General features: G+C 56.5%; 23 protein-coding genes and 1 pseudogene. 8 read left to right on the plus strand and 16 right to left on the minus strand.

Translation table 11 applies throughout. The annotated features are described in order from the left end of the window. Window positions 1–404 precede the first annotated feature (404 nt). A complete protein-coding gene (locus GOV38_RS12640) occupies window positions 405–632 on the minus strand; it encodes an aldo/keto reductase (RefSeq protein ID WP_371808499.1) in 228 nt (75 codons plus the stop codon). 91 nt (window positions 633–723) lie between these two features. Next, complete coding sequence (locus GOV38_RS12645; protein ID WP_171208155.1) at window positions 724–1,686, minus strand: LysR family transcriptional regulator; 963 nt, start codon at window positions 1,684–1,686, stop codon at window positions 724–726. 130 nt (window positions 1,687–1,816) lie between these two features. Here GOV38_RS12645 and GOV38_RS12650 point away from each other — a divergent pair, with 130 nt between their 5' ends. The 5 genes from GOV38_RS12650 to GOV38_RS12670 all read left to right on the plus strand — a co-directional run bounded on the left by GOV38_RS12650 (window position 1,817) and on the right by GOV38_RS12670 (window position 8,218). Further along, complete coding sequence (locus tag GOV38_RS12650) at window positions 1,817–2,824, plus strand: TAXI family TRAP transporter solute-binding subunit (protein WP_171208156.1); 1,008 nt, start codon at window positions 1,817–1,819, stop codon at window positions 2,822–2,824. Between the two features lie 82 nt (window positions 2,825–2,906). Further along, entirely contained in the window at window positions 2,907–5,120 is a 2,214-nt protein-coding gene (locus GOV38_RS12655) for a TRAP transporter fused permease subunit (RefSeq protein ID WP_171208157.1), read from the plus strand. A 4-nt stretch (window positions 5,121–5,124) separates the two neighbouring features. Continuing rightward, window positions 5,125–6,363: an FAD-binding oxidoreductase gene (locus tag GOV38_RS12660; RefSeq protein WP_171208158.1), complete on the plus strand. Its 1,239-nt coding sequence runs from the start codon at window positions 5,125–5,127 to the stop codon at window positions 6,361–6,363. A 109-nt stretch (window positions 6,364–6,472) separates the two neighbouring features. Next, window positions 6,473–7,192: a hypothetical protein gene (locus GOV38_RS12665; RefSeq protein ID WP_171208159.1), complete on the plus strand. Its 720-nt coding sequence runs from the start codon at window positions 6,473–6,475 to the stop codon at window positions 7,190–7,192. Between the two features lie 15 nt (window positions 7,193–7,207). After that, complete coding sequence (locus tag GOV38_RS12670; protein ID WP_171208160.1) at window positions 7,208–8,218, plus strand: D-cysteine desulfhydrase family protein; 1,011 nt, start codon at window positions 7,208–7,210, stop codon at window positions 8,216–8,218. A gap of 74 nt (window positions 8,219–8,292) precedes the next feature. Here the strand turns inward: GOV38_RS12670 and GOV38_RS12675 are convergent, their stop codons facing one another. From GOV38_RS12675 to GOV38_RS22355, 13 genes are all read right to left on the minus strand, one after another. After that, window positions 8,293–8,652 (minus strand): RidA family protein, encoded by a 360-nt coding sequence (locus GOV38_RS12675; protein WP_171132856.1) that lies wholly within the window; start codon window positions 8,650–8,652, stop codon window positions 8,293–8,295. Between the two features lie 98 nt (window positions 8,653–8,750). Then, window positions 8,751–10,229, minus strand: a complete 1,479-nt coding sequence (locus GOV38_RS12680; RefSeq protein WP_171208161.1) for a hypothetical protein — start codon at window positions 10,227–10,229, stop codon at window positions 8,751–8,753. A 4-nt stretch (window positions 10,230–10,233) separates the two neighbouring features. Then, window positions 10,234–11,604 (minus strand): amino acid permease, encoded by a 1,371-nt coding sequence (locus GOV38_RS12685; RefSeq protein WP_217352087.1) that lies wholly within the window; start codon window positions 11,602–11,604, stop codon window positions 10,234–10,236. Between the two features lie 342 nt (window positions 11,605–11,946). Further along, window positions 11,947–12,957 carry a carbon-nitrogen hydrolase family protein gene (locus GOV38_RS12690; RefSeq protein WP_171208162.1) on the minus strand — a complete coding sequence of 337 codons (1,011 nt, stop codon included), beginning with the start codon at window positions 12,955–12,957 and terminating at the stop codon, window positions 11,947–11,949. A 396-nt stretch (window positions 12,958–13,353) separates the two neighbouring features. Continuing rightward, a complete protein-coding gene (locus GOV38_RS12695; protein ID WP_171208163.1) occupies window positions 13,354–14,088 on the minus strand; it encodes a hypothetical protein in 735 nt (244 codons plus the stop codon). A 44-nt stretch (window positions 14,089–14,132) separates the two neighbouring features. Continuing rightward, entirely contained in the window at window positions 14,133–15,074 is a 942-nt protein-coding gene (locus GOV38_RS12700) for a glutaminase (protein ID WP_171208164.1), read from the minus strand. After that, window positions 15,058–16,482 carry a sodium:alanine symporter family protein gene (locus tag GOV38_RS12705; protein ID WP_171208165.1) on the minus strand — a complete coding sequence of 475 codons (1,425 nt, stop codon included), beginning with the start codon at window positions 16,480–16,482 and terminating at the stop codon, window positions 15,058–15,060. Before GOV38_RS12705 ends, GOV38_RS12700 begins: the two co-directional genes overlap by 17 nt. Window positions 16,483–16,535: 53 nt before the next feature. Then, window positions 16,536–17,624: a transporter substrate-binding domain-containing protein gene (locus GOV38_RS12710; protein ID WP_171208166.1), complete on the minus strand. Its 1,089-nt coding sequence runs from the start codon at window positions 17,622–17,624 to the stop codon at window positions 16,536–16,538. A 105-nt stretch (window positions 17,625–17,729) separates the two neighbouring features. Beyond that, entirely contained in the window at window positions 17,730–18,575 is an 846-nt protein-coding gene (locus GOV38_RS12715) for a neutral zinc metallopeptidase (RefSeq protein ID WP_171208167.1), read from the minus strand. Between the two features lie 182 nt (window positions 18,576–18,757). Next, window positions 18,758–18,946 carry a hypothetical protein gene (locus GOV38_RS12720; RefSeq protein ID WP_171208168.1) on the minus strand — a complete coding sequence of 63 codons (189 nt, stop codon included), beginning with the start codon at window positions 18,944–18,946 and terminating at the stop codon, window positions 18,758–18,760. Window positions 18,947–18,972: 26 nt separating this feature from the next. Next, a complete protein-coding gene (locus tag GOV38_RS12725; protein ID WP_171208169.1) occupies window positions 18,973–19,983 on the minus strand; it encodes a HupE/UreJ family protein in 1,011 nt (336 codons plus the stop codon). Continuing rightward, window positions 19,980–20,627 carry a hypothetical protein gene (locus GOV38_RS22590; RefSeq protein WP_371808500.1) on the minus strand — a complete coding sequence of 216 codons (648 nt, stop codon included), beginning with the start codon at window positions 20,625–20,627 and terminating at the stop codon, window positions 19,980–19,982. The genes GOV38_RS12725 and GOV38_RS22590 overlap by 4 nt, the downstream gene beginning before the upstream one ends. A 55-nt stretch (window positions 20,628–20,682) precedes the next feature. Then, entirely contained in the window at window positions 20,683–20,775 is a 93-nt protein-coding gene (locus GOV38_RS22355; RefSeq protein ID WP_254430485.1) for a DUF3604 domain-containing protein, read from the minus strand. A gap of 417 nt (window positions 20,776–21,192) precedes the next feature. Between GOV38_RS22355 and GOV38_RS12740 the strand changes: the two are divergent. From GOV38_RS12740 to GOV38_RS12750, 3 genes and pseudogenes are all read left to right on the plus strand, one after another. Beyond that, window positions 21,193–21,488, plus strand: a pseudogene (locus GOV38_RS12740) (transposase); the annotation flags it as partial. Next, the gene (locus GOV38_RS12745) at window positions 21,383–22,342 is read left to right on the plus strand and encodes a GTP-binding protein (protein ID WP_171208170.1); all 960 of its coding nucleotides are present in this window, start codon (window positions 21,383–21,385) and stop codon (window positions 22,340–22,342) included. The pseudogene GOV38_RS12740 and the gene GOV38_RS12745, both read left to right, overlap by 106 nt. A gap of 124 nt (window positions 22,343–22,466) precedes the next feature. Beyond that, window positions 22,467–23,369 carry a GntR family transcriptional regulator gene (locus tag GOV38_RS12750; RefSeq protein ID WP_171208171.1) on the plus strand — a complete coding sequence of 301 codons (903 nt, stop codon included), beginning with the start codon at window positions 22,467–22,469 and terminating at the stop codon, window positions 23,367–23,369. Between the two features lie 9 nt (window positions 23,370–23,378). On the opposite strand, the gene GOV38_RS12755 is transcribed toward GOV38_RS12750, so the two are convergent. Then, the gene (locus GOV38_RS12755; RefSeq protein WP_171103233.1) at window positions 23,379–23,756 is read right to left on the minus strand and encodes a methylglyoxal synthase; all 378 of its coding nucleotides are present in this window, start codon (window positions 23,754–23,756) and stop codon (window positions 23,379–23,381) included. Window positions 23,757–24,058 lie beyond the last annotated feature (302 nt).

Below are 24,058 nucleotides of genomic sequence, written 5' to 3' on the forward strand. Positions count from 1 at the left end.
GATACAATTACCTCTGAGAACTGGACCCAAGGTGAGGTCGTTCAAGGTTTCCTGTGCCGCCTATCAACAAGTTCTTGGGCGGTGAATTGATCAGTCACGATCCCGAACCAGGGGTCATCGGCGTTTTCTTTCCGACAAAACCGCAGCATGCGAACCCTGCTGATTTTGTCATGGGCGGACTAACAACTGCTTTTCTTGACCAAATACCGGGTCCGCTTGCCGTTACCGCTTTGACGAAAGCATTCTCAAATAACCTTTTCGAAAACTATTCGACCAGCACAAACTTCAGATGAAGAATGCTCGTCAATCCAGGCTCAAAGTTTGTGACACATCCCTGACGGGTTTCACCATTCTCGCAAATCTTGGTATGCCTCGTAAGCGCGAGCCGGGCGCTCGCGACGCAATCACCCTTCGAGATAGAGCCAAGCCACTTCTTCGGTCGTCAGATCGAGACCGAGGCCAGGAAGTGTCGACGCGATCTCACCCGGGCTTCGTGGACCGATCAAAGCAAGCGATGGGAATGACTGCGCGAGAACCCAGGCCGTCGCGATGTTATGGGCCGAGACGCCATATTTCGTAGCAAGTTCTTCGGCGCGCGCGCGGCGAATTTCATTATCCGAAAGGCCATCCACTCGCTAAACACTAGTGCATCAACAGCCAAATCTTTGCATCAGAGCCGTAACCACCAGCCAAAGAGTTAAGCCGTTCGGATCGTTGGAGATGTCAGTTACTGTCGTTTGCACCAATCTCTTTGACGCTTGGTTCCGCATCCAATTCCGTCAGCTTGTTCAGAACTTCAGCCATCCATCCGGCTTTGATCTTCAAGGCCAGCTGTGATGGAGGGCGGTGGTTTGGTTCCAAAATGGCGTACTCATACTGCAGCGGGCTTTTCAGCGGCACAAACACCACTTTGCCTTTGGATGCATTCAACTCGCGCTCTGTCGCGACGGTTAGGGGGTCGACGATCGAACAGCATTGGCCCGAGCTGACAAAGGGGATCAGCGGCAGGAAATACTGGCAGTTCACAGTCAGATTGTAGTCGACGCCGCTTTCTTGAAACGCGTTCTGGATTCTGGTTTGGAACGGGTGTGTCGCGTGCAGTCCGCCAATAGGTACGCCATCAAGATCTGAGATCGAGACACTGCTGCGCGTCGCTAGCGGGTGATCGCGGTCGACCGCGCAAAAGCAGTTTGCTCGGATCAGTTCGGCGGAGTATTGCGGCTCTTTTCCCGACGAATGTTCGAAATCGGCAAAGCCGAAATCGATATTCTGGGTGCCGGCCAATTCCATGATCTGCAGAGAACTGCGCGTCGACAGCGTGATTCGGATGTCGGGGTTCTCTCCCAGCGACTTGCTGATGAAATGAGGGAAGAGAAAGGTCGAAGGGCCGGGCATGGTGGCGATGTTCAGACTGCCGGAATGGCCCTTGATCAAACCTTCCATGGTATTCGAAATGACCGAAAGGCGATCCAGAATGCCGGTGGTTTCTGCCAGCAGGTAATGCGCCTCGGGCACCGGGACCAATCTGCGTCCTTTGCGTTCGAATAAAGTAAGGCCCAGGTTTTTCTCAAGCGTTTTCAGGGCCAAACTGATGGCGGGTTGGGTGCGGTTCAATTTCTTCGCGGTTTGCGAAATGGAGCCGGTTTCCATCACTTCGCGAAACACGGTGAGCTGCGTCAGGTTCATGTGGAAATATATAAGCCAAACTTTAGTTTTATGAAATATAACAAATTTGTATTTATGCGAATTCTCTTTAGGCTCATCAAAATCGAAGTTCGGGCAAACCGAATCCGACGAACCAACACTGGAGAACATGATGAGTTTTATGAAAAGCTTGACCGGCCTGGCCCTGGCGGCAGCCTTTGCTGCACCGGCTTTGGCGCAGGACCCGACCTTTTTCCGTATCGGCACCGGCGGTGCTGGCGGAACCTACTTCCCCATCGGTGGCACCATCGCAAACGGCATCTCGGCCCCTCCGGGTTCGCGTCCGTGTGAAGAAGGCGGCCAATGTGGTGTTCCGGGCCTGATCGCGATTGCGCAATCGACCACCGCGTCGGTCTTTAACAATGCTGCTGTTCAAAACGGTGAGCTTGAGGCCGGTCTGGCGGCTGCTGACGTGACCCGCTCGATGTATCTGGGTGAGGGTAAGTTCGAAGGCAAGCCGCATCCCAACCTGCGGATCGTCGCCAACCTGTTCCCCGAAGATCTGCACCTGGTGCTGCCTGCGGGCGAAACCATCGGTGATCTTAGCGATCTGGAAGGCAAGCGCGTCGGTATCGCGCAGGCCGGATCGGGCACGCAGGTTGCCGTTTTGCAAATGCTGGACGCCTGGGGTGTGACCCGCGACAACATGGATGAGGCCGAATTGAACAACAGCCAGAGCGCCGAGCGCCTGGCCGATGGTCAGCTGGACGCCTATTTCTATGCGGCGGGCTGGCCGGTTGCCGCGATGGTGCAGCTGTCCTCGACCAAAGGTATGAACCTGCATTCGTTCAGCGACGAAGATCTGGCCAAGATCAACGAGATCATCCCGGCCTATATCCCGTCGGCCATCCCTGGTGGTGTCTATGAAGGTATCGATACGGAAACCAAAACCCCTGCGGTCAGCGCGATGCTGGTTGTCTCGTCAGAGCTGTCAGACGATCTGGTCTATCAACTGACCAAGGCATTGTGGAACGACAACACCCGCAAGCTGCTGGACAACGGCCACGCCAAAGGCAAGCAGATCACGCCTGACACGGCGCTGGACGGTGTTGCCGCGCTGGGTGTTCCGCTGCATCCGGGTGCCGAGAAGTTCTATAAAGAAGCCGGGCTTCTTCAGTAACCACATCACATCGCAATGAAATCGCCGGTGCCCCATCCTCGGGGCACCGCATAGCCGATCTATGCGAAGGCAGGGGGCCGCAATGACCGACAATCAGCAGCTTGATGACCACGAATTGACCGCCGAAGAGCTTGCGGCCATCGAAGAACAGTTCGACGAAGGCGCAGCGGTTCGTCAGGTGAGCCCAACAACCGGAATGGTGTTGCGCGTTGTTGCCCTGATTTTCGCAGCTTACGAATTCTTTACCGCCGGGTTTGGCCTTCCAGCCGATCACTGGCATATGGGCATCTATCTGGCCCTGCTGTTCATTCTGGTCTATGCGACGATCCCGATCATCGGGTCAAAGAACCTCTATGCTCTCAAGGTCAGCCGGTTCCGGATCGGCAATATTCCTCTTTATGATCTTGTCTTCATGGGGCTTGGCATCATCGCCGCTCTGTATGTGGGTGTTGCCTGGCGCGGTATTCCGTTCCTCGGGATCGAGGAACAGACTTTCCGCATGGGTAATCCGAACACCTATGACGTGATCCTGGGTGTTATCATCATCCTGCTGGTGCTGGACATTGCGCGCCGCACGCTGGGATGGGTGCTGCCGCTAATCATCTGTGTCTTTATTTCATACGCCTTGCTGGGGCCGTATTTCCCCGGGTTGCTGCAACATCCTGGTGTGAACTTCAAAACTTTCGTGTCGTCGATGTATTTCCCGCAAGAGGGGATCTATGGCGTCACGCTTTGGGTGGTCTCGACCATCGTATTCCATTTTGTCCTGTTTGGTGTGATCGCTCAGCGCACCGGTTTGGGACAATTGTTCATCGACAATGCAACGATTTTGGCGGGTCGCTATACTGGCGGTCCGGCAAAAGTGTCGGTGGTATCCTCGGCCTTCTTCGGCACGATCTCCGGCTCTTCGGTTGCGAACACCGTTTCGACCGGTGCGTTGACGATCCCCAACATGAAGCGCCTTGGATACCCCGGCCATTTTGCAGGCGGGGTTGAAGCCGCGTCATCGGCAGGCGGGCAGATCACGCCGCCCATCATGGGGGCTGCGGCCTTCATCATGGCCGAGTTCCTTGAGGTCCCTTACACGACAATCGTGATCGCCGCGATTTTCCCTGCGATCCTGCACTATGTCGGCGTCTTTGCCGTTGTGCACCTGATGGCGCGCAAGCTGAACCTGCAAGGTCTGGCCAAGGAACAACTGCCGCAGCTCAAGGCCGTTTGGGCCGAAGGTTGGGCCAATATCGTGCCGCTGATCGGGCTTCTTGTGGTTCTGTTCACGGGATACACGCCGTTCATGTCGGCCTTTTGCGGCATTTCGCTGGCTGTCATCGCGGGCATGTCGCGGGTCAAGCAACCGCCGACACTGATCTATGCTGCTGCGTTCCTGGCCTTTGTGCTGTGGAAGTTTTCCGATGGCGGGTTTGATCTGACCATGACGGCCATCCTGTGTGGCTTGTCGGTGATCGCCACCTTCAACCCACAGAAACGCATCGAAGTGCCTGAGATGCTGCAGGCGGTCGAACTGGGTGTGAAATATTCGCTGGCTGTGGGTGCTGCTGCTGCTGCGGTCGGCATCGTGGTGGGTGTGATCAACACAACCGGTATCGGTTTTCGCATCGGGTTCATGGTGACCCAAGGGGCAGGCAATCTGGCGGCAGATGTCTATAACATGATCTCGTTTGGCAGTTTCCAGCTGTTTGCGCTGGAAGACTTGCAGCTGTTCATCTCGCTGGTCTTCATTGCCATCGTCTGCATTCTGATGGGGGCGGGCATTCCGACCACGGCGCTTTACATCATGCTGGTCTCGGTCGCGCAGCCAGCGCTGGCGCAGCTGGGTGTACCGCCGATCGCGTCTCATCTGTTCGTGCTCTATTACGGCGTGGTGTCCGAGATTACGCCACCGGTTTGTACCTCGGCCTATGCGGCGGCGGCCATCGCAAACTCGAACCCGTTCCGAACTGGTTTGTCGGCCTTTACCCTGGGCTTGGGCAAGGTGATAGCGCCAATGGCCTTTGTCTATGCGCCGGTGCTGCTGTTTGTGTCGTCGACAGGCTTTGATCTGTGGGAGTTCACCTATACCGCCACCAGCTGTATCGCAGGCGTCATCGCCCTGTCGGCGGCGGTTGTGGGCTACTGGTTGAAACCACTGAACTTCGCGTCACGGATCCTGATGGCCATCGCCGGAGTGATCTTTGTTGCGCCCAGCCTGACGGCTGATCTTGTTGCTCTGGCTGTGGCCTCACCCGTGATCATCACCCAGTTGATTGGCCGCAGCCGCAGTCAGTCACCGGCCTGAAAGGATGGCTGAACAGGTCACAATTATCGGCGCAGGGATCGTCGGCATTTGTTGCGCATTGTCCCTGCAAGACCGCGGAATTCCTGTCCGGCTTGTCGACCGGGGTGAGCCCGGACAGGAGACCTCTTTTGGCAACGCCGGTGTGGTATCGCCCTGGTCGATCATCCCGCAGGCAGTTCCAGGGATCTGGAAGCAACTTCCGCAACTTTTGCTGAACCCCAGGAGCGCGCTTTCGGTAAGGGCCGGGTTTTGGCCCAGAATGATCCCCTGGGGGCTGCGCTTTCTCAGCATCTCGGGCGAACAAAGCGTGCGAAAGATTTCGGACGGTATGGAGGTTTTGTGCCGCCCGTCGATTGACCTGTATCGGCGTCATTTACAGGGGACGGGGCATGAGGGGCTGATCGCAGACAGCTATTACCTGCATGCGTTCCGTCGCGCGGATCAGGCCAGTCTGGATGATTTCGGCTATCGCGTGCGTCGCGAAAAAGGTGGCGATCTGGAACGGATCGAAGGGGCCGAGCTGCGCCGGATGGAACCGGCTCTGTCCGATGATTTCAAGGCGGCGATCGTGATCAAGGGCCAGGCGCGGGCCCTTTCACCCGGTCGTTTGGGGGCGGTTTTGGCCGACAAAGCCCGCGCGCAAGGGGCCGAGTTCCTGCGTGCCGAGGTCACCAAACTGGCGCGATTAGAGCAGGGCGGTTGGCAGGTTGTCACCAAGGACAAGACGTTGAAGTCCCAGCAGGTGATATTGGCAGCGGGCGTTTGGTCGGCTGATCTTTTGAAACCATTGGGGCTTTCCGTGCCGCTGGTGGCCGAACGCGGCTATCACGTCGAGTTTTCGAACCCCGAGGCCACCTTGAACAATTCGATCATGGATGTGGACGCAAAAGTAGTGGCCAGTTCCATGGAAGGTGGGTTGCGTGTGGCTGGGACAGCCGAATTTGGCAGCATCGATGCGCCGCCCGATCCCAAAAAGCAGAAGATGCTGATCGATCAGGCGAAATCCATGGTGCCTGATCTAGATACCAGTCAGGTGCGGTTCTGGATGGGGCGTCGCCCGTCCTTTCCCGACAGTTTGCCTGCGATCGGTCCGATTGAAGGGATCAAAGGGCTGTTCACCGCCTTTGGGCATTCTCATTATGGGCTGATGATGGCGCCCAAAACAGCTGAGCTTGTGGCAGACCTTATGTCAGATCGTCACCCCAACACCGACATGGCGGCGTTCTCACCGATGCGGTTCTAGCTATCGTTTGGGCCTGTGCCGCAGCGGGTGAGAAAGGGCATGGACCTGAGGTCAAGACTGCGTCTAGGGTCTGCTGCGCGATCCGCAGAGTAAACCGCATGAGAGCAACGTGCCCGTCGATCTGACCCTTCTGATCCTTGCCATCTGTCTGGGCGCCGTGGTGCAGGTGGGAATAGGTATCGGGTTCAGCATTCTGGCCGGGCCGCCGATGATGATCCTGCTGGGCACATCAACCGCGGTGCCCGTTCTGCTGCTGCTCAACACCTTAGTGTCGGCGGTGGCCACTGATCCACACGTGGTGAAGGCCGAACGGCGCAGCATTCTGATCGCCATTCTGGGCTGTCTGATTGGGGTGGGGATCGGGCTGATGCTCTACCCGCTGCTGAGCGAGCCTTTTGTTCTGGCCCTCACGGGATGTTTGTTGTTGATCGGGCTGGCAACATCTTTGGTGCCCCTGCGCCGCGCGACCGGGCCTGTGGGGTTCATGGCCATGTCGGGCCTATCCGGGCTGGCCACGGTGTGGGCCGCGATGCCGGGGCCACTGATGGTGCTTGGGCTGATGGCAAAAGGCCATGCGGGGCGCGCGGTTGCGCGCCTGGTGCAACCCATTGCGCTGGTTGCCTACGGGGTGGCGTTCTTGCTGCACGGGACGTCAACACTGCCTTTGGGCCCGCAGCTTTGGGCCTTTGTTGCCGCCACGGTGTTCGGCAGCTTGATGGGTCGCGTGGTGGGCCCTTATCTGCCGCAACGCCTGGTGAGTGTGACCATACGGATCATTTCCGTGCTGGCCTGCGCTTTGCTCTTTCAACGCGCCTATGTGATGGCCTAATTTGGGGAAATGACGATGACAGAGACAGACCTTCTTGCGCAATTCCCACGGGCGCGGCTGATGTCGGGGGTCACGCCGCTGGAGCGGCTGGACAGGCTATCGGCTGAGCTGGGGATTGATCTGTGGCTGAAACGCGACGATCTGAACGGGCTTGGTTTTGGCGGCAACAAGACCCGGCAACTGGAATACTATTTTGGCGATGCGCAACAGAAAGGGGCGGATACGATCCTGATCACCGGCGCGGTGCAATCGAACTATGTTCGTTCGGCTGCTGCTGCCGCCGCCCGTCTGGGTATGCAATCGGTGCTGCAGCTGGAAGAGCGGGTGCCGGATATGGGTGCGGAGTATTACAGTTCGGGCAACGTGTTGCTGGCCAAGCTCTTGGGCGCTGAACACATGAGTTATCCTGAAGGCGAAGATGAGGCTGGGGCCGATGCGGCCCTGCACGCGCGCGCTGATGCGCTGCGGGCCGAGGGGCGTACCCCTTACGTCATCCATTTGGGGCTGCACCACCCGCCGCTGGGGGCCTTGGGATATGTGGTGGCCGGGCAAGAGATTTGCACCCAGATGCCGGATTTCGATGTGGCTGTTGTGGCCTCGGGTAGCGGGGCCACCCATGGGGGTCTTTTGACCGGGATTGCGGTCTCGGGCGTTCCAGCCAAGGTGTTTGGCGTTTGTGTGCGTCGTGACGCGGAACAACAAACAGCACGGATGCATACTGTGCTGGAAAAGCTGGCGGATCTGCTTGGGATTGATCCCGAACCGTTGCAAGCGCGGATCGAGATCTGGGATCGCGCGCTCGCGCCGGGTTATGGCAAGCTGAGCGACAAGACACAGGCGGCACTTGAACGCATGGCGCGGACCGAAGGGATATTCCTCGACCCGGTCTATACAGCCAAGACCTTTGCCGGGCTGCTGGATCTGGTGGAAACCGGGCAGATCCATCCGGGGCAAAAGGTTGTGATGGTGCATACGGGCGGGTTGCCGGCCCTGTTCGGCTATCAAAGCGAGATGGCAGGACTGTAACCGCCGATCTGGTAGAAAAAGCCCGGAGCCGCGCGGGATCCGGGCCCTGGTCGGGCACCTTAATGCCGCCCTTGTCAGTCGCAGGCGGCGGTAACGATCATCTCAACCTTCAGCACATCGCGTGCAAGTTTGGCTTCGCCACAGGCGCGGGCCGGGGCGTGGCCTTGCGGCACCCATTCATCCCAAACCTGGTTCATTTCGGCGAAATCGGCCATATCCGACAGCCAGATCACGCATTGCAGGATCCGCGTCTTGTCGCTGCCTGCCTGAGCCAGAAGATCCTCGACCTTGGCCAGAATATCGCGGGTCTGATCCGCTGCGGTCTCGGCATCCGAGACCTGACCACACAGATAGGCAACGCCATTATGTTTCACGATCTTGCTCATGCGCTGGCCGGTTTCAATACGGGTGATGGTCACGTTGGAAATCTCCATGAAAATTAGTCCCGATCACAAGGATCTCTGGCTTTGGCGATAGTGGGTATTGGGCCGGATCGCCAGCCCCCAAACGGATCAAGCCGACGAAAATTCTTCTAGGTGTTCAAGCTGGCTTGGGTCAGGATCAGACGGTCCCGACCCGTTGGGGTGACCACCGGCGTGAGGGTGCGAAGGTCAATGGTTTGACCCTGAAAAGTGCAGTAGGTCGCGTGCTCGGTAATTCGAAGCTGCGCGGATGCTTTGTCCGTTTCGTCAAAGGCTGCGCTGGCCAAGAGCAATGAGAACAGCAACAGCCCCTTGTCCACATCGTCGCCGGTCTGAAACAACAATACCTCATCAGGCAGCGCAAGCCTGTCACGGGCGCCCAGCACAGGCTCGGTACCCGCAATCGTATCAACCACTGCGCAGGCATCCGCCCAAGACGCGACCCGAGCCGCAGCGCCCCGAAGTTTGGTCCCGTGCAAAGCCGCGGCCAGATAGGCTCCGGGGTAGGGGACATCCAGATCGCGGATACAGTACAAGGCCTGATCGAATACCGACATCGGTTGAGCCTTGGCAAGATCGGAAATCACCTGACGCGCGTGATCGGCCCCCGTCAATTGGTCCAGAGCCCGCAGATCAGATGCATCGATGCTTGGCGTCTGAAATGTGATGCCTGCATCTACGGCCTGCTGAAGCGGGTCCAGGGTACAGCCAAAAAAGGCACGGCTTTCGTCCAGAAACCTATCAAGCGCGGGTTTGGGAATTGAGCTTTCACCGGTCGCGATCCGCAACGTGCCCAGCGGTGAGATAAGCCGATCCAGGAACGGAAGCCGTGCGGCAAAGGCAGCTTGCGGCCCCGGAGACCCAGGCGCGGCGCAGGTCTTGTCCCATGTGTGCTTGTCAAAAAACTCGGGCTTGCCATTGCACCAGAACCTTTCACCGTCCTTGCGCAGGAAGGTCGTGTAATGGGCGGGCGTGGCGAGCAAAAAGATGTCTACGAAAGATATACCGTGCAGGATATTGGCCAATGTCGCTGTCAGCGTCGCCTCATCCGCGCAGATGGTCACACCCATGGGCTTGTGTTTCTTATGCCCCAAAAGACGGCGCATGGCACGCAGGCCGTCGATGGTCGAATAGTTGAAGATCGGGAACTTTTCCTGATTCAGCACCGGAAAGATATCCAGAGCCGGCGTCAGCAGCCCTTGTTCATCGCGGTGATGGAAATGCTGCCGGATCAAATCCAGCGCGTCGTCCACACCTGCGGCCCCCAGACGTTGGCGAATGTCGGATAATTCGGCCACGCCAACCTTTTGTGCGGTGTTCATGGGATAGTCATGGGTGAAATGCTGGTTCACATAGGCCAGCATCTCAAGCGTGATATGGGCTTGCCTCAGATGGTCTTCGTTGGGGTATTTTGCGTGGGCCCGGGCAAGCACTTTGTCCCTAAGCTGCCAGAGCGTCGGGCTCATAAGATTGGCCAGCATCAGAACCGTCAAAAGCTGTGGATCTATCGCAGCTTCGAACAGGGCGGGGTTGGCAGCACGGGACAGCGTTTCGATGCGCTCAGAGGACGTTCTGGCATTCACGTTCATCCGCTTAGTCCTGCCGAGCCGCTTGACGGATCCGATTCAGCACAAAGATCGGAATTCCAGCAAGAAGCAGCAAAAAGCTCCACATCGCGGCTTCGGCCCCAGCGCCATAGATGGTCAGCAGCGAAAACACAAAGGCGATGCCAGCGACGGGCAGATAGGTCCACGGGTTGAGGAAACCGATACGGCGGCCCAGCGAGATCAGGATCAGGCCTTCGACACAGCAGCAGAACAAATAGCTGACCATGTCGGTCACAATCGACAGGTCGATCAGATATTCATACAGCCCCAGCAAAGAGCTGGACGCAAAGGATTTGAACAGCAGGATCGCAACGGAAAGCGCCATTGAAATCACGATCCCCTTTGCCGGGACACCGTTCTTGTTCAGTTGAGAAAACCATGCGGGGAATAACCCGTGGCGCGCAGCCGCAAGCGGCACCTGCGCCATAAGCAATGTCCAGCCATTGAGCGCCGCCACGGATGACAACACGGCGGCGACGGCGATGACATATCCCGCCCAATCACCCCAAATCAGGCTGGCGGCATCCGAGAAAGGAGCTGTAGACTGCGCAAGCGCGTCCGCATCCATGACGCCCATCACCGTGAGCGTGCCGAACGTATAGACCAGTGCGGCCAAAAGCGTTCCAACGACGGTTGCAAAGGCGATTGTGCGGTTGGGGTCTTTGACATCGCCCGCGGGTACAGTGGCGGATTCCACACCGGTGAAAGCAAACATGATGAACGGCGCAGTGCCTGCAAGGGCCAATAGAAAGGACTGCGGCGTCGGGTTGATCGGAGTAAAATGCCCCCAGTCCACCCAGAACAGTCCCACAAATGAGACTGCCAGAAACGGGATCATCTTGATGCAGACGATGACAAGCTGGAACACTCCGACGGTTTCAGCACCTCTGAGATTCAAAAGTCCAACCCCGATCATCATTGCCAAAGCTACGGTGGTGCCGCCACCCGGCAGGTCGTTCAGGCCTGGTACGAAATACAGCAGATAATCCGTTGCACCCAAGGCAATCGCCGGAAGCGCCACCCAAACCGCGATCCAATAGCCCCAGGCAACAAGAAACCCGGCAAAATCCCCAAACCCCAGGCGGGTATAGGCATAGGGGCCACCGGTTTCCGGCGCGACCCGGCTGAGGCGCGCAAACACCAGGCCCAGACACAAGGCGCCGATGGACATCACGATCCAGCCGATGATCGCGACGGCTCCAAACGGGGCCAGGGCGGCGGGTGCCAGGAAAAAGCCCGAACCGATGATATTGCCGACCACAAGTGCGGTGCAGGTCCAGGGCCCAAGCGTTCGGGTCACTTTCGGGGAAGATTGCGCGGGCTGTTCTTCAGTCGATTTTTCCAAGCCTTGAGACACGTAAACCTCTGATCAAACCATCCAGTCGCAATGGCGGTATGACATAGGCTCGTAACGTTGGATGCAAGGCCTGATTTGGTCAGCGCCCTGTCCTTCGACGCAATCCCCTCAAATGTTGAGTTCATGGGATTTATGCGGCAAGCACATTCCGTTCAGGGCCAGTCCTTCCTCTGAGGGTCCGTCCATGGTCTTTCCCATGCAACCTTCTTCGGTGCTCATACCGCCGCCGGTCGTCAATGTGTTAGTCTTCATGCGTTGGAATTGCGGGTGTTGGGTCTGTCATTTCGGATCCCCTTTTGATGCTTTGGGATGGCCCCGCCCCGGGGGCCATCGCCGAGACGGCTATTCCGCGGCTTCGGGTTGGGTGTCGATCAGGTCGACCTCTTCCCAGCCGGGCGCATCGTCGAAGTGCAGGACGGCGCGCTGTTTCTTGCGGTTGATCAGCAGCCGCGTGCTGTCGCGTTTCGCATAGTGACCCGCAGGATCGGCCGCCGCCTTGGCATAGCCGATCATGTGCAGATCGATATCGGCATACATGATGCCCTCCTGGTCATGCGGGATCCGTTCGGCCAGCTCCGACCCGTCCGGGCCAAAGATCGCGGTATAGCCACCGCCCAGCGGGAACAGCGCCTCTTTCTCGGGATTGCCCTCGCACAGCAGGTCCTGCATCTCTTTGGTTACCAGCGAACAGGGGGCCAGAACGAAACAGCCACCTTCGACCGCATAGATCATGGACGCCGCGTTGTTCACCTGATGCCCCAGCGCATAGGCGGTGCCCTCATACAGCGCCAGGTTCGGCCAGGCGGCCACATGGATCTGTTCGTTTTGGGCATACATGGCGTATTTGCTCAGCGGTTGCAGATGCTCCCAGCAGGCCAGCTGCCCGACGCGCCCGATCGAGGTGTCGACCACGCTCAGGTCCGAGCCGTCGCCTTCGCCATAGACCGTGCGTTCGACATGGGTAGGTTTCAGCTTGCGGCGGCGGTTGATCACCTCACCGGTTTCGTCGAAATGCCATTGCGCGATATAGAGCGAGCCGCCATCACGTTCAGAGCAGCCCATTGACAGCTGGATGTTGTTGTCGCGGCAGGCTTTGGACAGGCGCTTTTCCTGATCGCTGCCGGCAACAATCGAATTGTCAAAGTAACGGCCCACGAACTGCATCTGCCAGGCAACAGGGCCCAGCCAGATGTGATTGGGATAGCCCGGCAACCAGGTTTCACTGAATGCAATCAGCTTGGCGCCGTTCTTCGCGGCCTCTTCGATCAGACCGATGGCTTTGTCGATGCCTGCGTCCAGATCAAGAAAGCAGGGGGCCGCCTGAACCGCAGCGACTTTGAATTGAGTAGACATGGTGCACCTCCGTTGGATGCACAGAGGCTGTCGGATCACAGGCGGTCGTGCTTTTGCGTCTGGGCGGAAAAACTTGCTTTTTCGGGCAAGATCGACATGCTTTGTCGATCCATTCAAGGGGACCACATGGATATTCAGACGCGTTACGACACAAACAACGTGCCGCTAAACCAGCGCCTCGCGTACTGGCAAGACTCCGTTTGCAACAGCTATGTGCAGCTCGGGTGTGACTGATTCACTCGAAAGTGAACGTATCAAGACGCTCATAACCGTTCTCGGTCACCAACACCTGGGTTTCCAGTTTTACGCTCTCTGATCCTTCCTCGGCGATAAGGCTTTCGACACAGACGACCATGCCGGCCTCTAGCCTGCCTGAGCTGACTCTGGGGCCCCAGTCTATGTGCAGAGGCACAGCCCACCGGCAAACGCTGCCCACGTGACCTCGTCCAGACGCGCCGCCAGCAATTGATTGGTGGTGTAGGGATCGACACCCAATTCCTTGGCCAACCGGCGGCGTTGTTTGTCAAACCCGAGTATGTTGACCGCAACATCGCCCCCAGCGCGTGCAACATTCTCAGTAAAGCTGCCCTGCGGGCTTGCATGTTGATCCGCCGAACCGCCGGGAAGGTTCGAAACATTCTCGGGATCAACGCCTGGCAAGTTTCCCTCTCGAACATCACCTAGTTTTTGCAGACCGGTCTTGGCCGACCGTCCTGTGCGTTTGAAAAACCGCCCGATGCCTTCCGGCACGCCTTTCAAAGTTTCTTTCGGCTGCTTGGCGAATTGGCGCAGGTTTTCGAAGGTTTCTCCGGCTGTTTCCTCGGCCGCATCGATGAATTGCTGATCGTTCTGGATGTGATCAAGTGCGGCAAGAGCCTGGATTTCGGTCAAACGCGCCTGCAACATGCCTGGACCCGAGGCCGAGAATTGTCCAAATGCGGTATCGATCCGGTAGATCGCCATGAACCCGTCGGTCGGCACCTGTCCTTCTATCCGATAAGTCTCAGTCGAAAGCGGAAGGTCTTGAACGGTTTCCTGCGCCGACAGTTCAGGTGGCTCTTCGTATTCAGCGCAGAGCGCGGCGCTTGTCACAAACAGAAACGCAGCCGGAATTGCTTTGACGAGGTTCATTTGTTCCACCTTGTTTTGTCGGTAAGCGAGTCGATTTTTCGCGCTCAGAACACCGACCAGCCAAGCCGATGTGCCAATTCTTCAACGGCCTTTATGGCCAGGACCGAGTTGCCTTTCTTGTCCAGACCGGGGCTCCATGCAGCGATAGACCCAACACCGGGTACAATGGCAACAAGTCCCCCACCGACCCCGCTTTTGCAGGGCAATCCGATCCGAAATGCCACCTCGCCCGAGGCGTCATAGCAGCCACAGGTCATCATCAGGGCATTCAGGCGCCGGACGCGTTCTGGTGTGACACCCGCGATTTCGGCATCAGCCCCTTCGCCACCGGTTGCCAGAAACCGGGTGGCCGCAGCGAGCTGACGGCAACTCATCTCGATGCTGCATTGACGGAAATAGCTTTCGGTGACTGCGGTTACGTCTCCACGAATGTTCCCTTCGGCAAGCATAAAGTAAGCCAAGGCTCGGTTGCGATCACCCGTCGCGACTTCGGAGCCGAAGACGTCTTCGTCGACCGCGATATCAGGTGCGTCGGCCAGAAGCTGGCAAATCTCAAGAACCGGATGCGGTGCAGCCTGGCCGGATTGATGCTCCAAGATCACGTCAGAGACAACAATCGCGCCGGGGTTGATGAAGGGGTTTCGCGGTTTTCCACGTTCGAATTCAAGCTGGACGATCGAGTTAAAAGGATCGCCCGACGGCTCGCGACCAACACGCCGCCAAAGCGTCGCGCCGACATGCCCAAGCGCCACGACCAGCGCGAACACTTTCGAGATGCTCTGGATCGAGAACGGCACATCGCCGTCACCCGCAATGATCGGTTCTCCGTTCAACGGCGCAAACGCCATGCCAAACCGGTTCAGCGGAACGCGCGCCAATTCCGGTATATAGCTTGCCACCTCGCCGCGATCAGTCTCTCCCGCCATTCGGGCAGCGATATCATCCAGCACTTTCTGGGTTTCAGGGGGATCAGGCAGTTGGGGCATCTTCATTCCAAATTTTATCAGATATTCCGTCCGTCGCGCCTTCGAACTCTTCCAGCACAAACGTCGGTTCCTGCCCCGCCTTTCTCTGAGCAAAGTAGTCCTTGGTCAGCCGGTACACCGTCCCGGACAACAAAAGGATTGCGGTCAGGTTGATGACAGCCATCAAACCCATTGCTGCATCGGCAAAGTTGAAGACTGTTGCGACGGTTTGCAGTGCTCCCCATACAACCATCGCCAGACAGGCCGCTCGCAAGATAGTTATCGGGGCCTTGCCCTCCAGCCCCAGAAAAACCATGGCATTTTCAGCATAAGAATAGTTACCGAGGATGGATGTGAAGGCGAAGAATATGATGGCAATGGCGATGAAATAAGTCCCAACCGGACCCAGATGAACGTCCAGTGCGCTTTGAGTCAGTTGCATGCCAGTAATTTCGCCATCAATCACGCCAGACAACAAGATCAGCAGCGCGGTCGCCGTACAAACAAGGATCGTGTCGACGAAGCACCCAAACGCCTGCACCAAACCCTGGCTTGACGGGTGATGTGGCGAAGGCGTCGCAACAGCGGCAATATTGGGGGCCGATCCCATGCCCGCTTCATTGGAAAACAACCCGCGTTTGATCCCGTTCAACATGGCGGCCATCACACCGCCGGCAACACCGCCCGCGGCCTCTTGCAGACCCAGTGCGCTGGATACAATCAACCACAGCAGTCCAGGCACTTCGGATATGTTGAGGACCATCACGATAATCGCGATCAATAGATAGCCACCCGCCATGAACGGCACCAGAATTTCGGCGACTCTCGCAATAGCCTTGATCCCACCAAAGATCACGATTGCCGCGCCAACTGCGATGCCGAGACCAACCCACAGCTTTTCGATCCCAAACGCGCCGTTCAGCGCCTCGGCAATCGAATTGGACTGAACAGCGACAAAGATCAGACCAAAACTGAGGATCAGGCAGACCGAGAACATCGCACCTGCCCAAGGGGCATTCAGTCCTTTTGAGATATAAAACGCAGGACCGCCGCGAAAGTCACCGTTCTTGGTGGTCACCTTATAAAGCTGCGCCAGGGTGCTTTCGGAATAGGCCGTCGCCATGCCAACCAGGGCAACCATCCACATCCAGAAGATTGCTCCGGGACCACCCAGAGTCAGAGCAACGGCGACTCCTGCGAGGTTTCCGGTGCCGACCCGCGACGCAAGACTGACGGTTAAAGCTTGAAACGGAGTGATTCCGCGCTTGTCGGTGCTGGGGGCGGCAGTGATGACGCGCAGCATCTCACCAAAGTGCCGGAACTGCGGGGCGCCCAACCGGATCGTAAAGTAGAGCCCTGCCCCCAACAGGCCGTATACGAGAACATAGTTCCAGAGAATTCCGTTCAGACCATCAACAAAGAAATCCATCAACACACCTCAATCAATATCAAGCTCCGGTAGTATATCAGAAATTCTGTGGTTCACTTCCCGATGTATCTTAGCACCTCGGTGTCCCATGCCAGGCTTTTGCGGACAGACAGCAAAGCGCGATTGAGAACTTCAACATACTCGCTTTCATCCTGCAGCGCGAAGGCATAGTTCTGCTCTTCGAACTCATAGGGCAGCACTTCAAGGTCCTCGAAACGCCCCTGTTCGCGGCTGCGCAGTATTTCGTATTTCAGGGCGGGCGCGTCCATGACAACCGCATCGACGCGGTGCGCTTCCAAGCTGGTGACCACCTCGGTCAGACTATCATAGGACCGCGCGGCAATGCCCGAACGCTGTAGATATTCTGATGAGGTTGAATCCGCTAATGTCGCAACCCTTACATTTACCAAATCGTCTGGCGAGCGTATTTCGGATCGGATCTGTTCCAGCGTGAACGCGCTGGCCAGAATTGCGGTGATGCTTGCGACCATGATGGTACTGCCAATTGCCAGCACCGCTGAAAGAATACGAGCCGTTGGTGTTTTGAACTCATAATACCGAATGGGTCCGCGCGTCACGAACAGCATACCGATGACCAACGCCTCCATCACTTTCCCACCGCGCGTTTTCATAGCATAGAGCTTTGCGTTTATCTTGTGTTCGAGCAGGTAGAAAATCCCACCCACCAGAGCTGCTGCACCCAACACGATGATGATCGCGGTCAGAATGCGCGGGCTCAAAAGAAACTGCCGAATGGACCTTAGATAGCTGGCTTTCTTGATCCCGATGGCCTTGTGCGTCTCGAAAAACGAATGCGAGAAATCCACCCGTTCTTCCCGCTCGGGTGTAATCGACAGGCAGGAAATCCCGACTGCCGATCGCCCTTCAGCTACGCTGTCGATCATGTCTCCGAAATTCATCAGCGTGATGTCGTAGTCCAGCCCAAGCTCCCGGGCGACGCGAGCCCCCAAGAAGATGGCCAGACCATCCAGATTTTCACCCTCCTGCATCACGAAAGGTGGACAAACTGCTGCAGCGATTGGCACAGGGCCACTACGATCCTGTGCTCTGCCGATGGCTGGCAAAGATACCAAAGCGAGCAGCACAGAAATACTCAGGATAAAAGAGATTTCACGTTTCATACTCACATCGTTCAATTAGATTGGTTCTCCGAAGAGCGAAGTTCAGAGGTTTTTTAAGCAAAATTTGTTCCGAAACTCGAATACGTACGTCGTCATCATCTGTTCCTACAACCGGTTCGTCGAGAAGGTGTCGCAACTGTTTGGGTCCCCGGTTTCATATCCACGGTAAAACCAGTTTTGCCGTTGTTCGCTGGTGCCGTGGGTAAAGCTGTCAGGGACTACAACGCCCTGCTGAGCTCGCTGCAGGGCGTCGTCTCCAATGGCGGCGGCTGTGTTGAGCGCCTCTTCGATATCACCGGGTTCCAGCACTCCAAACCGTTGATCCATAGCCCGCGCCCAGACACCGGAATAGCAATCAGCCTGAAGTTCCACGCGCACGGACAAGGCATTCGCATCGGCTTGGCTGGACTGTCGTTTTGCGCGGTTCACCCGGTCTAATACCCCCAGACTATGCTGAACGTGGTGGGCCACCTCATGCGCAATGACATATGCTTTGGCAAAATCACCGCGTGCGCCCAGACGTTGCTCCATCACCTGAAAGAAGGACGTATCGAGGTAAACGCGCTGATCGACCGGGCAGTAGAACGGACCGGTTGCCGACATGGCACGTCCGCAAGCCGATTGGGTTCTGCCTGCAAACAGCACCAGCACAGGTGGCGTGTATTGAATCCCCGAACCCCTGAATATCTCGCTCCAAATCACCTCGGTGTCTGCAAGAACGACGGCCACAAACTCTTCGGTTTCATCGTCAATCTGAACAGGAGCATTTGCTTGCGGTGCCGAGAGTTGACCACCACCGGTCAAAAACGGGGTCACATCGACGCCCAGGAAAAACCCGACGACAACAATAAAGATCAAACCAAGGCCGCCCACACCCGCGCGCGACGCACCGCGTGACGTATGGCGTCGATCGTCGATGTTTTTGCTTGTGCGTCGTCCTTTCCAGCGCATGTTGTCTCCATCCTATCCGGGCGTTTCAATACCAATTTCTGACGGTTCCCCGATCTACGAGGTTTGAACGGGGAACCGATCCGGATTACCAGAATCTGAGAAAGCGACGCCGGTCTGATCAGGATGGTACCGGACGCCACTTCGCCACCACTCACGTTTCAGTTCTGGTGTATCCGAATTCTTTAACCATCGATACCTGCAGTATCGCGTGCAGTCTCTGCAGGTGTGCATCGGTTGGCGCTGATGCCAATCGTCGCCTGCTGGACTTGGCGCTTCGCGGCTTTTTCCGGTGTGCAATCCGGATCGACGACATCGCAACCGCTGATCGCGAATATTGCGAGAACCATCGCACCCCCCAGTATCTTAGTCACTTTCTATTCTCCTTTTCGTGGTTAACTCAAAATCCGGCCAGACGTTCGGCCAGCCAAAATGCAGCGATGCATCCGATCGGATATCCCAGGATCTGGCGCGACGGACCATGCGCCAAAGACCAGCCCCAAAGCGCTTGCGCCACTTTCCTGGCCGTCAGGAAAATGCCCAGCACTGCTAAGATGAAGGTGAGCTGCCCGGCCTCGACCCCAAGGTTGAAGGCCAGCAAGGCTGCCCGGATGTCTTGCTCGGGCAAGCCAATCTCGGCCAGCGCCCCGGCAAAGCCCAATCCGTGCAGCAGGCCGAACCCAAAGGAAATCACCCATGGAAAGCGGCTCGCCAGTGTCTTTGGTTTGTCCTCCGACCGCAGAACCTCGGTTGCGAGAAAGACGATGGACAGGGCAATCACGGCCTCGACCGGTGGGCCGGGTACGTTCAACACGCCGAAAGTGGCGAGCCCCAGCGTGATCGAATGCGCAACGGTAAAGGCGGTTACCGCCCAGATGAGCTGGCGCAGGTTGCGGATCAGAAACAGCAAGGCGAAGACAAACAGCAGGTGATCCCAGCCTTCAAGGATATGTTCAAAGCCTAGCACGCCATATTGCCATAGCGTCTGGACCAGCCCCTGTTGTGCGGGCAGCGTGACGGCAGGTGCGTCGGGGGTCAGGCGGAAGGTCGCCATATTCACTGTATCCAGATACCCCACCCGCAGCAAAACGTCCGTGCGTTGCGCCTCAAGCTTGTCGATCCGGATCGTGTTGCCACGCAGGTCTTCGGTACAGGTCATGCGCCAGATCTGCGTCCAAGCGCGGCCGTCAAAGGCTGGCGCTTCAAAAGTTGGCGCGGTACAGACATCCGGAAGAGCAACGTCGATATCCATCGGCGCGCCCTGCACGTCAGGCTTGCGCCAGAACACGTACCAGTCGCTTTCGGTTTCCTGCGAGATTTCCAGATAGCCCGGTTCCAGTGCATGGGCGTGCGCGAATATGGGGGCCAGCAGCCCCGCCAGAAACGCGATCAGCGTCAGACTGCACCTCATGATTCACCCGCAGGCGTACCCGCCTCGGCCAAGTCTTGCACGGTATAAGTGGATCGAAGATTGTCTATGAACGTCTCTGTCGCACGTTGAATTTGTTTCTCTCGCCAATCCGCCAAAACGCGATCGCGGATCGCGCCAAGCGGTGGCAAAACAGCGTCAGATCTTTCAACGAGCTGAACAAAGTGAAACCCGAATGCCGATTGAACAGGTCCGCTCCATTCGTCCAGCGGCAATGATTCCAATTGATCAAAAAAGCCCGTTCCGAAGTTGCCATCAACTGAGCTTCGGGCGCTCATATCAAACTCGGTCGGTAGCAGTGAAGCCTGGCCCAAACTGCGATGATCTTCGCCTGCAGCCAAACGCGCCCGTGTCAGTTCGACAAACGTGTCGCTGGGGTTTTGTCCCAGGTAAACAAGGTTTGCTGCAAGTTGTGCAGATGTCGTGAACGCCTCAGCATTGTTCGACAGGTAAATCTGCAGCACCTCATCCTCGGGCCGGGCCGCGCCCGCCTCAGAGGCCAGAAGAAAGTTAATCTTCTGCACCAGGCGATTGCGGATAATCTCGTCATTCCCATCCAACCCCAGCGCCATCGCCTCGCGGTAAAGAACTTCGCGGTTCAGCCAATCCTCCTTCAGCTTTGCCAATTCCTCCGCCGTCGGAGCGCGCCGCCAGGTGTCTTCGAACTGACTGGCTAGAACATCAACCTGTCGCTGATTGATGATGATGATACGCCTCGTCAGGACCAAGTGTGTTACCGACCATCCCCGCATCTGTCGAATAGGACGTATGCAAGTGCGTGTCACCAAAGAAGACCTGATTGGGAAAGTCTTGACTTGGATAGGGGGAGTAGCAGAAATGCAGCTGCGCATTTTGTGGGAAGAACTGCTTACGCGGTTTGAAACAATCGAGGTGGTTATGGCGATCAACCGATTGAAGTCGTCAAGCTGGTTCAGAATGGTGAAACGGCGTCGGCGCTTCGTCCCAGGGATCTGAAGCAGAACCTCGTGGTCGGATTTGGCAATATCAATCGCCACTAAAACGGCTTCTGACTGTGTAATAATGGTGTCGGTCATAGTCGGTCTCCTCTTCGGTGTGGTTTGTCGCAAAACCACTGTAGAGACCTGAGAACCGGCTATGATCACCTGCTGCGCTATTTGAGGGCTGCGCAGGAAATCATAGCCTCTGCATTAACATCATTCCGAAGGTGTTACGGGACCGGAAATTGTTGCCCAAGCGGTTCGAGACTGGATCGGAGCAGCCGGCGCCAAGACAGCCTTCATCGAGCAAGGCAGCCCTTGGGAGAATGCCTATATTGAGATTTTCGACGCTCGAGTCAGAGAGAGCTGCTGAACCGGTAAATCTTCTACTCCTTGAAAGAAGCGCAGATCATCATTGAAAGTTGGAGAAAGCACTACAACAACAAGAGACCACACAGCGCCTTGGGTTACCGTCCATCGGCACCGGAAACCATTACCCCGATGAACCAGAGACCAATCATGCACTAATAATCAATCCGACTTGGCATATCGAGCCAACCAATCTGGGGGCCGGGAAAACCACCCTGGTCAATACACTGTTGCGCAACGCACAGGGGCAACGCCTCGCAGTTCTTGTCAACGAATTTGGAAGCCTTCCTATTGATGCCGACCTGATCGAGGCGCAGGACGGCGATCTGGTGACCCTTGCGGGCGGATGTGTGTGTTGTTCCTATGGTGACGACCTGATGTTCGCGCTGACGAAGATCCGCAACATGGATCCGGCCCCTGACCATATTTTGCTTGAGGCGTCGGGCGTTGCTTTGCCTCGTGCAATCGCGTCTTCTATCAGCCGGTTTGGCGACGACATCCGGTTCCACGGAGTTGTGACCTTGGTGGATGCAGAAACGCTGCCAGATCTTCTCAGCGATACTTACATCTCAGACACGATCACACGACAACTCAATTCGGCCGATCTTGTGATCCTGACCAAAACCGATCTTGCGCCGCCTGAGAAAACGAGCCTGAGTCGTGAACTGGTCGGTCGCCATGCCCCTTCAGCCAGTGTGCTTGAAAGCAAGGTAGATGGCATTGCTCGTATACTACTATTGGATGACGTAAGCGTTGATCGTGCGTCAGACCTGGATATTGCGCCTCACAAAATCCCTTTGGTGACAAATACACTGTCAATGACCGAAACGGTCGATGCGGATGCGTTCGCCAAAACGCTGGCCTCTGATCCAAATGTTGTTCGTGCGAAGGGTCACATGGTTCAAGCCGATGGAAACCGCGTCACGCTGCAGCTGGTTGGCGGTCGTTATTCGATTACAAACGCACCAAAGACTGCGCAGTCGGGAATTGTGGTTATCTCTAAGAGCGCTTAACTTGCGCTGCACATTGGTTCGATAAAAACCATTTTTGACGTTGCAAATTGGCCCTAAAAACCAATAAGCTGAAACATGTCGTGCTACTCAGCCAATTCAACTTAGTAAATAGCCGGAGGGCGGTTTGCGCTCAAGTGACCTTCCACAGAGAATTTCCAGACGATTGCTGCAAGATATCGCCTCTGGTGGGCTGCAAACGGGCCAGCATCTGGGAGCGCAACAATTGGCGGATCGTTACGGAGTTTCGCGAACTCCGATCAGAGAAGCTTTGAATTTACTTGAACAAAGAGGTTTTCTACAGCGTCAGGAGAACCGAGGGTTCTTTGTTGGAGAACTGGATCCTGATGTCGTTGCAGAGGTGCTGGAACAGCAACCCGAGCAAGACCAAAGCCCTTATCATCGTTTGGCGGATGATTGGCTAAGGGGAGAGCTTCCCGAAGAAGTCACAGAACAGTTTTTGCGCCAGCGCTATGATTGGTCGAAGGCCTGCACAAGCGAGGTTCTGGTGAGGGCGACGCGTGAAGGGTGGGTCGAGAGAAAAGAAGGCTATGGTTGGCGGTTTCTTCCCGTGGCAAATACACCAGAAGCGTTTGACGAGATCTATCGGTTTCGTATGGCGATTGAGCCCGCTGCGATGCTCGAACCATCCTTTGAGTTGAACCGAGGAGTTCTGACTGAACTAAGGCGGACGCAGGAAGGAATGCTGGAAATGGATTTCAGCTCGGTTCCGGCAGAAACACTTTTACAAAACGGTTCGGTTTTTCATGAAGAGGTCATAAAGCTTTCCGGAAACCCGTTTTTCCTGGTTTCACTGCAGCGTGTTAATCGCATGCGGCGCCTCATGGAGTATCGTGCCGATGTGAACCACGACCGCCTTATCGAGCAATGCACTGAACATATTGAAATCTTGGATCTGTTGGAGGCGGGAGATAACCTGGGCGCCTCTCATCGCATGAGGCGTCATCTAAGCGGTGCTCTCAAACGAAAATCGCCGCTGGCTTGGTCTTGGGCTGCCGACGCCAATTGATGGAACAGTTTAGCTTTCCAAGAATCCTGAAGCGATAATCAAATTCGCGGTCGCTTTGCTACACGCCATAGGAATGTCGTAGACGGTCGCCAGACGAGTCAGGGCTTTGACGTCTACATCATGGGGATGAGGTGTCATCGGATCTGTGAAGAACACAAGTAGATCTATTTTGTCGAGCGCTATTAAGGCGCCGATCTGTTGGTCTCCTCCTAATGGTCCGCTCTTAACAAGTTCGATATTCTCTAAAGAGACGCCGGCCTGGATCACAGTCCCTGTTGTTTTTGTGCAGATCAAGTTGTGCGGGCGCAATTGGGTCGCGTGGCGTTTCACCCAATCGGCCAGATCAGGTTTTTTGTTGTCATGTGCGATCAAGGCAATCTGTTTCATCTGTTTGGCCCGCCTTTGCTTCAGTCCCGAACGTTACGGTTTCAATAGATTTTTGACGTTTCCCAAAGGCCTCGCCCTCTATGGTGCGGATAGCACGATTTGGCATCGCATCGAAAGCTCGGTTTGTCTCGTTCCACCAGCGGGCGGCGGTTTTCTTTCAAACCGGTTCAGCACGACGTCTTGCAGAAGCTTCAAGATATCGTTCATGCCCAAGCGAGTGCTCTGACTTGATTGGAAGCGCAGGACCGGCCTTTGATCCATCCGGACTATGGTTTGCAGACCACGGGGGCGTCGCGGTCCGT

Source organism: Ruegeria sp. HKCCA5839 (assembly GCF_013035585.1).
In the GTDB taxonomy this organism is placed as follows: domain Bacteria; phylum Pseudomonadota; class Alphaproteobacteria; order Rhodobacterales; family Rhodobacteraceae; genus Ruegeria.